Below are 13312 nucleotides of genomic sequence, written 5' to 3'. Positions count from 1 at the left end.
TTTCTTTTTTTGGGGCCTGCAAGATAATGATGATATTCAAAAAAATACAGGCCTGTGAAGGGAGATTCCCAATGAAAACACTGGTGATTCTGGCACACCCAAACCTTGAGGCTTCAAGGGTCAACCAGCGCTGGAAAGAAGAATTGCTGCAATATCCAACCGATATTACAGTTCATGAGATTTACAAAGAGTATCCTAACTGGAATATAGATGTTCCTAGAGAGCAAAATTTATTAGAAGCCTATAATCATATTATCTTTCAATTTCCATTGTATTGGTACAGCTATCCTCCACTATTAAAAAAATGGTTTGACGATGTTTTTGCTTACGGGTGGGCTTATGGTTCAAAAGGTGACAAGCTTAAAGGGAAGAGGTTAGGGCTTGCCCTGTCCATCGGTGATAAAAAAGAAAATTATTTGCCGGAGGGCTCTGTTTCTTTTACCGTGGATGAAATGATCGCGCCTTTCAAAGCCAGTATAAGACATGTAGGTGCAGTAGCACTCCCCTACTTTGCTGTCTTCGGAGCTTCATTTCAAGCCAGCGATGAAGAAATTAATAATAGTGCAAAAGAATATATCAACTATATCTTTAAGCACCAAAAGTAACGAAATACAAACACAACAGGGGCTATCCTAAGTCCTTATCTAAGACTTTATAGATAGCCCCTACTTCACAAAAGTGGACAACGCACAGTCAAATGAGTCTACAACGTTTCCGTACTGAGCGTAAATCCTTCGATCACGACATCCTCGTCAACCTCAATCATGATGCAGCGTTTTCCTTGATAGTTCACCTGCTTCACATACCTTAAATCCTGCGGGCTGACGGTAATGGTGGCTACCTTGGTCTCGATCTTAATCGATTTTGAAGTAAATTTCGGTATAACACTGCTTGCCTTCATTTCGTAGTACTTGTCATCGACGACCGTTTCGAACGCCCGCTCCACCTTTTCCGCCGTCACGTTCTCTACGCCGCTTGCCGCCAGAACACGTTCCACATCTTTGTAATCCAGCTTAGGAGGTTCTTCCTCCCCTTCGCCCCCTTCGATAACCAGCTGGATTTCCTCATACACCTGGGCAAGGGTGGTCGTATCAAGCTGTTCGCCTGCCAATTCCTTCACGATATCTTCGAAGAAGCTTCTCTCTTCCAAGGCTGTTACAGATCTCTCGGCATTCAGGACCTGCTCGATGAACTGCGGATCGGGATAATTCGATTTTCCCGTACAATACAGAATGCGGTTCACATCTGAATAGTTGTCCGTTACGCTGGGATAAAAGAATCCTTGCTCCGGCGAACTGAGCTTGATAATCGGATCGACAATGATATTGTACTTGAATTCCCGCTCCACATAATCGAACATGAGGTTTTTGCGCTGCTGTTCCGTGGAATTCACGCTGCACAGAATGAACGGATGCGCGAACATCTCGTCCTTCTCACTCTCTTCGGCTTCTTCATTTCTGGCCTTAGTCGGCCGGTAATATTGCCCGCGAACAAAAGTGATCACCATATCCTTCTCATACTTAACATCCACCAGCATCTTGTCAACAAGCAGCATCATCAGGTCCTGCCATTCTTCAGCATCACCTGTCACCAGGCCTTGGTGAAGCATTACCCGCGTCGGGTCCTCCGCTTCCTCCTGAAACTTCAACTCGAACAGCTTATGGTCCAGCTCACCAGTGAGCAGTTTTTTGAAATTACCCATATACAGCTCCTGCTTCTCTCTATCCACGAGGCCAAACGGCAGGCGCTCCCAATGATAGATCTCGTTGCTTTCCTTCATAATGTACACGTTAAGAATATCGTAGATGTTCATCAAATCATGATCCAGCTTAAACTGCTTGCGTATGTGTGCGACTTCTTTTTTATTCATAATGGGTTCGGCGGCTCCTTAGATGTGTAATAACTTTATTCAGTATAAATGATAAGGAATGAAAATGGTAAGGACGGATTGTCATTATTAATTTTGATTTGGGAGGGATTCCTTTGCAAGAGTTATTTAAAGCAATCATCACGAAAGACGTCAAACCCTTTTTCTCCAAACATGATTATCTTAAAAAGGATCTGAATTTCTACAAACCGGATGAAACTCTCATCTATAAATTCAATATTCAAAAATCGAAGGCGAACACCTGGAACCACGTCCTGTTCTATATCAACTGCAGTATTCATTCCACCGAGTTAGCGCTATTGCAATCCACTCCGCCCTCGGCGTCTCCTCTAGAGGCCAAGTCTCACTTTACCTCCCGAATCAGAGAAATCTGTCCCTCCGCTCCGGACCATTATTCGTTAACGCCTGATATCGATCCGGACCAATTATCAGATGAGCTAATGCTGCAATTGGAAGAGGCCCTTACTTTTATGCATTCAATAACCAGCGCCAGAGCAATAGTCGATTATTACATGGCAAGGGTTGCGCTGCATTTAAGCGAAGAGACCTTCCGGTTTTTGCTGCAAGCAGGAGATACAGAAGCCGCCGGGCAATATCTGAAACAGCTGCAATTGAAATACGGAGCCGAAAAGCGCTGGGCGATATTTGAAAAGAAGTATGCGGGTATTTTGGGTGTCCGCTAAAACCTCACTCCCGACTGCCCCAAACCGAATCAAGCAGCTCGTCTACTGCCTGAATTCTGGTCACCGATGGTGTCTGTATAAGACTTCCTTTGACCATAACCATAGCAACCTCCGACAAAGCTTTTATGTTGTCCAGCGGGCTCTGCTGCATCACGATTAAATCGGCCTGTTTGCCGATATCTATGCTCCCTGTCAGGTGATCAATTCCTAAGATTTCCGCATTAGATTTGGTTACCCGTTCAATGATCTGGCTCGAATTCAGCTTCGTTTGTCTCATGTAATGGTCCAGCTCCCGCCACAGATCATAGTGGGTGACATAGGACATCGCGGCATCCGTTCCAATACCAATCTTGATATCATGTTCTACAGCCTGCCGCACCCCCTTCAGCATGGAGTCATACACAAGCCGGGAATTTTCCTTAACGGTTTCATTCACCTTCGTCAGGCTCAGGTCCAATTTTGCGCTGGGATACGCCGCCTGCAAAGTAGGGATCAATGCAGTGTAGCCCTTTAATGCTCTGGGATTATTCTGGTACAGGCTGATAATCTCTTCATCCATCTCCGCGCCGTGTTCAATAGTATCGACCCCGCCCTTTAGCGCGATTCTCACCCCTTCGGTACTTTCCACATGGGCCGCCACACGTATGCCGATTTTATGGGCTTCCTCGCAAATAGCGGCAACCTCTTCCTCCGTCATTTGCAAGCGGCCTGCTTCTCCGACCACTTTGGCATCGGTAACCCCGCCGGTCACGCAGATTTTGATGAGGTCTACCCCGTTTTTTACGTTGATTCTTACATTCCTTCTCGCTTCCCAGGGTGAATCGCCAACCAAAGCCAAATAAGGTGCACCATGACCGCCCGTGACGCTCAGGAAATAACCGGACACCAGAAGATTGGGTCCCACAAACTGATTCGCCTTAATTTCATCCCTCAACTGTACATCGGTATAAAAGAATTCCCCTACACTGCGCATCGTTGTTACACCGGAATGCAGTGCGTTCAGGGCATTTCGCTTCATCCGTTTTTTCAGCACGCTTCTGCCTAGTCTCGTATCCAAAAGATGCTGAAACGCAAAATTCAGCAGCCCTTCGCTGGCAGACAGCGTAAACGGCTTACCGTCGGCAAAAAGATGGACGTGCGCATTGATCAGACCTGGCATCACATATTTCCCCGAACAGTCGATCGTCTGATAATGACTCGGGATAACCACATCGCTTGCCTTCCCGATCTCCTGAATCAGTCCGTTTTCATGGATTAGAATCGTCATATGGGTAGCTACGCCTCTTCCCGCGTCTCCATAAATCACATTGCAGTCCTTAAATGCATAACCTGTCTTCATCGTTTCTTCCCCCTTGTTGTGATTATACAATCGAATAGTGAATCAATAATTCATTATTCGATTAAAAAAATAGGAACTATTTTTAGATGCAAAATGTCCCTATCGTGACCTGAATATTCCCGATTGCAGCGCTACGCCCCAGCTCCAGCTTTATTACGCCCATAGGCATTATTCATTTATGCCTTTTACTCCATGCAGCCAGTATAAGCTCAGCGCCTCAAAAATCCGCTTCCGGCTATCGGTGCTCATCTCCCGCTTCAATAAATCCAGAATCATATTAATGACATTGCTTGCGATGATGTTCAGCAGAATCATATTTTCTTCGGTTCCGATCTCATATCTTCTATAATGATCCTTCAAGTAGGGCTTCTTCGTCTCGATCATCAGATCGATCAGCTCGTTTTTGGCATTGCTATAGACGGTCCCTTTATTCTTTTCAAAAATAATGACGATCTGCATGCTATACTCAGTTAACAGGTTCATTTGCTCCTGTACGATGGCTGATTTCTTATCATTATTGGCTTCCTCAAAAAAAGTCTGGTTATCGATACGAATGCTCTCCACTAGAACATTCTTCAAATAGTCTACTAAAGACGGCGGAACCACTGAATAAAACAGCTCTTTTTTATTTTTGAAGTACGTATAAATATTTCCGACGGAAATGTGGATCTCATCAGCTATATCGTTCATTTTGGCATCCGCAAAGCCTTTTCGGAAAAACACCTTTAAAGCGGCGGATTCGATTTCCTTTTTCACTTCATCTTTTTTGGCCTGCATGAGGGATGCTCCTTAATAGTGAATAGGTTATTCATTATTAGGGTAAACCTTTGCTGTAGGTTTGTCAAACCAAGCTTGGGTTTAATAGAAATTGATCTCCTTAGCAAGTAGCTGAACATATGGCAGGCTATTATAGAATTTCCCCGTTCGTCTATTCGCTAAAAAACAAGTATTTCGAAGAGTTAGTATCGGAACAAAAAGACCCTGCCTTTTCAGACAGAGCCATGTGGATTTTTGACGAAAATCCACCGTTAAACCACATTCATAATATTAGTGTCCTGCTCCATGATTGTTGAGAGATAAGCTGCTGATGGATACTGGCTTTGCTGAGAAATCCTTATCATCTGCGCTTGCGGAAGTCATGACTACGCTAGAACTAATTAACAATACGGCTGCCAATAACAAAAATGTTCTTTTCATCTTTCAAAAACTCCCTCTCTAAGATATTTTTCATTATATTTTGATGTATCTCTTGTTGCGAAACTGAAGCGTAACACCTGAGAAGTTCATAAAATGCAATAGCTTTTCTGAACCCTGCCCCATCATCAAATTTATCACAGAGTATTAGAATGTCTAGTGTCAGGTTTATTGTATCAAAAACCTTTCCTCTTTTATACAAATATATTGTATGGAGGTACATGTAATCTATGTAATACCTTACATCTTCTCTTCTTTCTTTACTGCTTAACTCTTTGACTTGTTCTTTGAATTCGTCAAGAACCCAATCTATAGAGTAATTATATTTAATTGATGATTCCAATACTGTAATCAGACCAGCAAGAAGTTCTTCCTTATCGTTCTTCCTAATGAATTCTATATAATCAGAAAGCACATCTACCTTGCCTTCGAGCAAATCAAGTACGTATGTGTTAGCTACAGCAATGTTCTTGTAATAACCCTCTTCAGTAAGACCTTCAGGAGTGGAATCCTTAATCCAACTCAAGTCTGAGTATTGGGCTATACACTCCCTTGCTTCAGGAAGTCTCCCCAACTTCTGAAGCGCAATCCCTTTCATACATGAACTGTATCCGAAATAATACACGATGCTTCTTTTAAAAGTAATCTTATTGAAACTATGCTTATTTGAATCGTATGCTATAGCTGCGACTTCGAGCAGTTTGTCTGAAATTTCGAGAATTGCTGACCAGTTCTCCCATGAAAAGGACATTTTAATCATGTCTATTAGTGAATCGGCATTTACACCATCTAGTTCCAGCAATTTCTATATCACTCCCTTGTATACCATTTTATGACAATTGTAGCCTTTAACTTTCCAACGGTCAATTACCAAATAAATTCACACACTTAATAATCCAGACAAATTAAACGAATTAACAAAAGCGAAAGCCAGCATTTCTGCTGGCATTATTTATTGAATATTATGTTTTCACTCAATACATTCCTTCATCTTCTTCGTGTACCGTTAAATATAAGTCAGGGTATTTTGCATATAAATATTCAGACCCGCCTTATCTTTGTAGACAACATAAGTTCCAGGGATAGCCTTTAATTTCAATTCAAGGACAGCCGATTGCAAAATAGGCTCAGCAATGCGGCAGCTTCCTGCCTTAATAGGGGGTCGTTTGACTGGTAGTCCAAGGTTCCGGCGGAATTCCGTGCAATTTCCGGCCCGTACATGCCATTATTCACAATATACTGCACGGCATCTACGGCCCAAGGCGCCGTGTCCCCCGCAAGCTTGAACCCGGAGGATTTGCTCATATTTACTCCGGCCATCATCGCCGCTCGCCACATCAAAACAGCAGCCTCCTGGCGCGTAATGGCCGCAGTGACAGCAAAGCTCTGTTCCGGGCCGCGCCCTTGCATAAGCCCCAGCTCAATGGCTTTCTGCACATAGCCCAAGTAGTCCTTCGCTTCCAGTTCGCTTGTTAACGACGTGTTTTTAGAAGGGGCCATCCCTGTCAAACGCATAAGCCCCGAAATAAACTCCGCCCGGGTCATTTCTTGCTGCGGATGAAAAACACTATCCCCTCCAGGAGTCAATACACCGAGCTGACCGGCTTCATGAATCCATGACGCATAAGGATGCTCATTCCCCACATCCGTATACACATTGGGTTCAGGAACTTTTTTCGCCCAGCTATCCATTTTATTGTAAAAGGCATATTGGGTACCATTGGAATTGACTTGAAAAGCCGCCTTACTCCCGAGCTCATCTTCAAACAACAAGGGAGCTATTTCCCGGAGTGTATGCGAGCCATAGGGGTCCTTGATTTTCAGCTTGCCATCGTCCGTAACGGAAACCTGAAGAATCCAAAATGGAAGGCGCAGATCCTGATAAATCCCTGTCAGCTTGCCCAGTTCCGCCTGGGATGCGACTGGAGTGGAAGTAGTTGTTGGTGTTCCGGGATAATAATGATTCATAAAGGCTTTGAAAAAAACCTCCCGCAAATCCGGGCCGTCACCGTTAAAAATAACGAACCCGCCTACTTTCTGTTCCGGCATAAGCCACATCCAGGAATGATACCCTGGCAAATCCCCGCCCTTACCTATGACTCGCTGGCCATTGTAGCTATTTTGATAAAAGGATTCAAAGCCGTAGCCTGTGCCAGCAACCTGCGGATGAATTTGATGGTGGATTTGCTGCATATCCTTAACCGAATCCCGGCTCAAAATCCGAGCCTCTGCCAGCTGTCCGTCATTCAACTGCGTAATCATAAATTTGGCCATGTCCCTTCCGGTGGAGAACATGCCGCCATCCGGAGACTCAGCAGGCCTGGACGGATATTCGGGTATCGGATCTTTTTGGGCCGTATAGGGTACAGCTAGATACTTCCGCAGCTCGGGCGTCAGCTTAAAGCTGCTGTTCCCCATGCCAAGCGGCTTGAAAATATGCTCCTGAACATATTGGGTAAACGGAACACCGGACAACCGTTCCACGATATACCCCTGCAAATTAAAGGCATAATTATCGTACCGGTAAGCTTCACCGGGCTCCCGGACAATGGTAGGCACATTTTCCTTGATGAACTGCCTATTGGGAACCTCTTTTGCTGAGCCGCCTGCGCTATCCGTGTAATCAAATCCCGAGGTATGGGTCAACAAATGCTCCATGGTGAGTGTTTTATTGGTTTTATTGACAATTTTCAAGTCTCCCAGATAAGTTTGGAGATCAGCCTGTAATTCAATGGCCCCCTGTTCGGCCAACTGCATGACAGCTGTTGCGGTGAACAATTTCGAAATGGAAGCAACACGGAAAACAGTCTTTTCCGGATCAATGGGCTTCTTGCTGCTGATATCGGCGTAGCCATAGCCTTTTTCAAGCAAAACCTGATCATTCTTGACTAAAACAACGGCAGCCCCTGTAAGCTGCTCCTTGATTTTTGGCTGATTGAAGAATTGGTCTGCAAAAGCTTCCACTTCCTTCGCTTCCGTTGCCCGGGTGGCTTGTTGTTTAAGGGCAGATGCAGATGCTGTCGGCTGCGGGACAAACGAAGATATCAGCAAACTGCTTAATACAAGCAAAAGAACTAAACGATGTACGAATGTACGAATATGCATTAGACTGCCTCCTGTTTTTGAATGTCTAGATGAATGTGTCGCATCAGCAGCAAGAGGTCCATTGATATTATAATCGCCTTGCTGCCTATTCCTTTGTGAGCTCGCCAAGCTGTAATAACGGCAATGACACCCCTCCTTTTCATATATTGCGGGTTAATCCGGGACCTCCCCAACCTAACAGAAGCATTGTCATAAAGCCGAGTGACAACTCGTCATAACTTTCATACGACAAGAAAAAGCCGGGAAAAACAGGAGTGAGTCCCTGAATTTCGCGCGGCTCTTAGCATGATTTTTTAGGCATTATTACGACTATTTAGGCTTTGTGTGAACTTTGATTGATTTAATGTTTAAAGTCATTAACTATCGCAACAACCTGATCCATGCAAACCGCGAACTCTCTGATTTTTGCCGCAATTGTTGTCCGCTTCTCCTTGTCCTGCAACGTGTTTAAATTCGCATTAAAACCGCCGCCCAGAGCCTCTAAATCCTCACCGTTCTGATCGTTCCAATAATGCCCCGTTTGACGGTACAGATCCATGATTTGTTCGATAAAAATCAAGTCAGGATTAAGCTTTTGCGCCGTTTCCAAAAAGCCTCTGCATCCGCCGCTATTGGTGGCCAGATTGCACACATACACCTTATGCATACCCCAGTCGTCGTATTCTTCCGGGTTCATTCGTTCAAAATAACCGTTTTCGATCGAATCCGCCCAGTCACGGAACGCCTTTGCTCCGAAGCAATAATGATTACTTTCAAATGTCAGCAAATCGGGCAGGCTTAAGATCCGGTTGCGATAAATGTCTGCAAGGGACATCTCTTTTTTCTTTTCGCCCAGGAAAATCCAGCCCTTGCAATGCCCGCCCTCCATTATATAATCCTCCGGCAAAAGGTCCTTAACCGGGATCCGGTCCGGTTCGGTAGCATCGCCGCCCATGTAAAGCAGGGTTTTGCCATAATCCTCGTACCCCACGAGCACGCCCCAGCCAGGGCGATTATGGGGGTTGTTACCATGATCGTTAAGAATGACAGGAATGCCCTTATCAATATAAGCCATCAGCGTTTGAACATACATTTCCCGATTGCTCAGAATCTGCTTAAGAGGCACAAAACTGCTGGCGTATCCGCATTTTCCAAAAACATCCTCGATAAAGCCGTGGTTCCCCTTTTCGCTCAAGCGGTAATCCGTTACCCCGTCGCCTCTGAAATGATTGTGTGAATAGACCTGTGTAAAATTCTCTCCCGTCAGCCCGGCGAAAAACCAATAATCGTAATCCGGTTCACCCAGGCATTCCATAACGAAGCCTGCGCAGCCGTTAAACCAGTAATTTTCTCCGTAATGCGGCGTTACCATTGGATGAATCTTAGGCAATCTGTTATTGCTTGCTTTGACTTCCATCACCAATGCTCCTTTTTTGACATTAATTTTCGGTGTGGATTTTAGCTGGGATATTGTAATGGAACGAAACAGCTTTTTACCCTGACCATTTGAGCCGATGAAGATTGGAGCGGGCTGCCCAAGGTGTAAATCCATGTTCATATAAGGAAAATTTACTCCGCAATACCGCACCTCGCCGTTGATCACAACCGAAAAATGCTTTTCGCCGATAATCCAGGAGAACGTATTGTATTCATCATATTTGATCATTCCGGTTTCAGGAAAAATAAAGCGGTTACCCATTATGGGCTGGTCAAACAAAATGGCGTGCTTGGATAGACTGCTTTCTGAGCTGTTCTCCGCATTGATGCAGAATGTGTGATTGTTATGGGAAAACCACAGACTCCCTTCGTCAGCGCCATAGCCGTAAGCTTCGCTTGCCGAATCTGCCATGAATACAATATCCACACGAAAAGGCAGTTTCACCGCAACATTAGTATTAAGCATGCGTGCGCTGATCCAGCAGATGAACTCCGCTTCTCCGTTATCGAGCACCTGATAGTGCGGGTTATAAATGGGGGTCATTTGGTGAAAGTCAACGGGGTATTCCTTCAAAACAGGGTTAGCTTGCTCGATTTCTGCAAAGGTAACGCTCTCTAATTGCTGATTTTGCTCGATATCACTGGTATCAGGCAAGCGTTTCTTTACTGGCAGGTAGAGATTGATTTTTTCCCTGCCGCTGTCAGGCGAAAGTACGGATTCCACAAGCGTGTCATGACGCAGCACTCCGCCATGTTGAAAATCCACCTCATAATAAGCGTTATCATCAAAGCTATGGATCATCTGATATTGAATTTCGCCAAGGTCGTTCTCGACAAAGACGCTACACATGGCAAACAAGCCGCCCTCAAATATATAATCCTCAAAAATGCTCGTATTTTGAAAATTGTCATCTATTTTCTGAATGATAATCGTTTCTGTATGCTGTTGATATTCAAAAAGATGATGGCTTCCGGGAGCTCCGAAGGGAATCTGGTTGCTGGACATATAATCCCAAAGTCCGCCTGAATCCGAGCTTTCGGTTCCCTTAAGTCTGGAGGATAACACACGCATTGGAGGCAAGGAAATAATGCTTAGCTCCGGCAATTTCACCAGTTTCTCCGATACTTTTGAGAGGCGTTCCAAGTCGGGGATTTCAGCCTTTTTGTTGCAGCCGAATTGATGTTCAACTTTCTCATAAATTAAAGGCAGCGCTGAAATATGAGAGATCCCGTTATCCAGCATAGCTTCAAGAAAGTCATTCACGATGGCTTTTAGTTCTGAAAGTGTAGCGATTTCATCATTAATCGTCTGAATACGGCTGACAAAGGTTTGCACGAGCACCTTCATGTCACGGCTTTCATAAATCCTGATGATTTCTTTAATCGGAATTTGCATTTTTCGAAGCACTAGAATCTGCTGCAGCCGGTTAATGTTCTCCTGATCGTAATAACGGTACTTCTCATGGGATTGCCTGGTGCTTTGCAGTATGCCCACCTGCTCATAATAGCGAAGGGTGCGTGATGTTACGCCAAACCTCTCCATGATACCGGTGATTTTTTCAAGTTTCATACTATGCTCCTGCCCCCTCTTTCATCATCTTTATTAGGATTATATCTCTTGACGTTACGTCAATGTAAAGGGGGGGGCTTGATCGCAATTAGAATTAACAAGAACATTCGTGTCAGATGAAATATTTAGAATGGCAAGCCGAACAAGCAGAACCGGATAAAATCAACCACGCCATGCCCAATCATCGCTGAAGTCACATCCCGCTTCCACTGCAAATAAGCAAAAGGCAGCCCGAAAATGACCGTATACAGTATGACAACAACAAGACCAGAAATCACGCCTTTGCTCATAAAGGCCTCTGGGGTATGAATCAGCACATGCGGAATGACCATCATAAACCAGCAGGTAAACCGCTGCCCCTTCGTAGCAATTCTCCCTTGCAGCAGGCTGTAGCAAAAGGCAAAAAACAAGGTTCGCATAGCGATCTCTTCAAGAACTGCCGGACTCAGCGATACGAGAAAGCGTGACAGCGAAAGCTGAAAATCGAGTTCATTATTGGAGAGCATCAGCCCTACATTTACAGCACCTAAAGCCAGCCCGAAGAGCAGCCCCCATACAAGACTACCCGTCACCCCGCCCTTTCCTTTCCGTCTCAAAAATTGAACCGGACTCTCCCGATAAACTGCAAATGTACTGAATACAGCAAGTGCAGCCATCACGGTAATCAGAAAGCTGCTGATTATGGAAAAGGCACTTCCTTGAAGATAGGACAAGGATACCAGCCCACCCAAAATCAACGAGATACAAATTTGCTTGGCCGACGGCAACCGATGCCGGAAAAGCAGAACAATCGAAAGGACCAGCGACCACACATCCATTACAAGCCACATCCGCTGTGTTGCAGTAATAACCGATACCATACCCATATTCAAAAAAAAGATAACGACAAATACGGCAAACATGATCCATATGCCTCGAAGCGATTTGCCCTTCATACTAGCCCTCCCGAACCCTATGTTGTTCCTCGGCCACCATCATATCGGAATAAGCCGCAGCTTGTCTGTGAGCTTAACAACATTAAGGGCCCTATACTGACAGAGAATATAATGGTGGGGGGCGGCATCGCTAAGGTCCAAATAGACCCTTGACTTTCCCATTGTAGGATAGTTTATGATCGCTTTACATAACCAGTAAAGGAGTGAAATAATTGGAGGCTATTACGGTGAAGGAACTGAGTAAGATATTTAAAAATGGAAAAAAGGCTTTAAGCAATTTCAGCTTAACTGTTTCACAAGGAGAAATATTTTCTCTGCTTGGCCAAAACGGGGCGGGAAAATCTACATTGATTAACATCCTTACCACTTTCATCTTACCAACTTCCGGTGAAGTTACAATTATGGGACATAATTTAAAGAATGAAAGCCAAAGCATCCGAAACTGCATCTCCTGTGTCGCTCAACATACATCCATAGACAAACACATGTCACTTAAGGAGAATTTAGAATTTCAAGGCAGACTGTTCGGTCTAGATTCTACCGCCATACACGCTCGCATTGAAGAACTAATACAAGCCTTCCACCTAACAGAATATTGTGATTACAATGTATCCGAATATTCAGGAGGGGTGGCAAGGCGGCTCGATATTGCAATGAGTATGATCTCCCATCCAAAAGTTTTATTTTTAGATGAGCCGACCGTTGGCTTGGATATAGAATCAAGAAAGATTTTGTGGCAAATGATTAAAACAATTCAAGAGAAGTTTAGCACGACTATATTTTTGACAACTCATTATTTGGAAGAAGCTCAATTATTAAGCAACACAATTTGCATCATGAAAGACGGGCAACCTCTAATTCAAGGCAGTATGGAAGAACTTAGACAATATTTCAGCGAGCCTGTTATTAGAGTTGAGCTTAATACCGTTGATAACATTGCTGCTATTGTAGAACGTTTGAATGCTCAGAATTTTTTCAAACATATAAGAGTCGAGGAAAAGACATTATTTATTTCTGTAGATGACAGCTCTGAAGGCTTTGCTAAAACAAATTTATTGTTAACCGAAAATAATATTGGATTTTGTGCCATAGAAATTCAAAATCCTTCATTATCCGATATTTTCCTGAAATTCACTAGTAAGTCCATAAGCTGAGCTTTTAAATAATTATACGGGGGGAAGT

10 protein-coding genes are annotated in these 13312 nt (G+C 44.1%); 3 read left to right on the top strand and 7 right to left on the bottom strand.

What is annotated here, in order from left to right:
• Window positions 1-71 precede the first annotated feature (71 nt).
• Window positions 72-605 (top strand): NAD(P)H-dependent oxidoreductase, encoded by a 534-nt coding sequence (locus NST99_RS03610; protein ID WP_341089767.1) that lies wholly within the window; start codon window positions 72-74, stop codon window positions 603-605.
• A 98-nt stretch (window positions 606-703) separates the two neighbouring features.
• Here NST99_RS03610 and NST99_RS03605 read toward each other — a convergent pair whose 3' ends face one another.
• Window positions 704-1870, bottom strand: coding sequence for a DUF4317 domain-containing protein (locus NST99_RS03605; RefSeq protein ID WP_341089766.1), 1167 nt, complete (start codon window positions 1868-1870; stop codon window positions 704-706).
• Window positions 1871-1968: 98 nt separating this feature from the next.
• Between NST99_RS03605 and NST99_RS03600 the strand changes: the two genes are divergently transcribed.
• Window positions 1969-2571 carry a DUF4304 domain-containing protein gene (locus NST99_RS03600; RefSeq protein WP_341089765.1) on the top strand — a complete coding sequence of 201 codons (603 nt, stop codon included), beginning with the start codon at window positions 1969-1971 and terminating at the stop codon, window positions 2569-2571.
• Window positions 2572-2575: 4 nt separating this feature from the next.
• Here the strand turns inward: NST99_RS03600 and NST99_RS03595 are convergent, their stop codons facing one another.
• The 6 genes from NST99_RS03595 to NST99_RS03570 form a co-directional block, all read right to left on the bottom strand.
• Window positions 2576-3910, bottom strand: a complete 1335-nt coding sequence (locus NST99_RS03595) for a metal-dependent hydrolase family protein (RefSeq protein ID WP_341089764.1) — start codon at window positions 3908-3910, stop codon at window positions 2576-2578.
• Window positions 3911-4078: 168 nt separating this feature from the next.
• Entirely contained in the window at window positions 4079-4687 is a 609-nt protein-coding gene (locus NST99_RS03590; protein WP_341089763.1) for a TetR/AcrR family transcriptional regulator, read from the bottom strand.
• Window positions 4688-5063: 376 nt separating this feature from the next.
• Window positions 5064-5906 (bottom strand): hypothetical protein, encoded by an 843-nt coding sequence (locus tag NST99_RS03585; protein WP_341089762.1) that lies wholly within the window; start codon window positions 5904-5906, stop codon window positions 5064-5066.
• 293 nt (window positions 5907-6199) lie between these two features.
• Window positions 6200-8209, bottom strand: a complete 2010-nt coding sequence (locus NST99_RS03580; protein ID WP_341089761.1) for a serine hydrolase — start codon at window positions 8207-8209, stop codon at window positions 6200-6202.
• Window positions 8210-8549: 340 nt separating this feature from the next.
• Window positions 8550-11195 carry a MerR family transcriptional regulator gene (locus tag NST99_RS03575; protein ID WP_341089760.1) on the bottom strand — a complete coding sequence of 882 codons (2646 nt, stop codon included), beginning with the start codon at window positions 11193-11195 and terminating at the stop codon, window positions 8550-8552.
• A 125-nt stretch (window positions 11196-11320) separates the two neighbouring features.
• Window positions 11321-12130, bottom strand: coding sequence for a hypothetical protein (locus NST99_RS03570; protein ID WP_341089759.1), 810 nt, complete (start codon window positions 12128-12130; stop codon window positions 11321-11323).
• Window positions 12131-12342: 212 nt separating this feature from the next.
• On the opposite strand from NST99_RS03570, the gene NST99_RS03565 reads away from it, so the two are divergent.
• Window positions 12343-13284, top strand: a complete 942-nt coding sequence (locus tag NST99_RS03565; RefSeq protein WP_341089758.1) for an ABC transporter ATP-binding protein — start codon at window positions 12343-12345, stop codon at window positions 13282-13284.
• The last annotated feature ends 28 nt before the right edge of the window (window positions 13285-13312 follow it).

This window comes from Paenibacillus sp. FSL L8-0470, from assembly GCF_038008625.1.
In the GTDB taxonomy this organism is placed as follows: Bacteria; Bacillota; Bacilli; order Paenibacillales; family Paenibacillaceae; genus Paenibacillus_AQ.
Note: the sequence above shows the minus strand (reverse complement) of the source record. Positions and strands in the feature narration are given on the sequence as shown.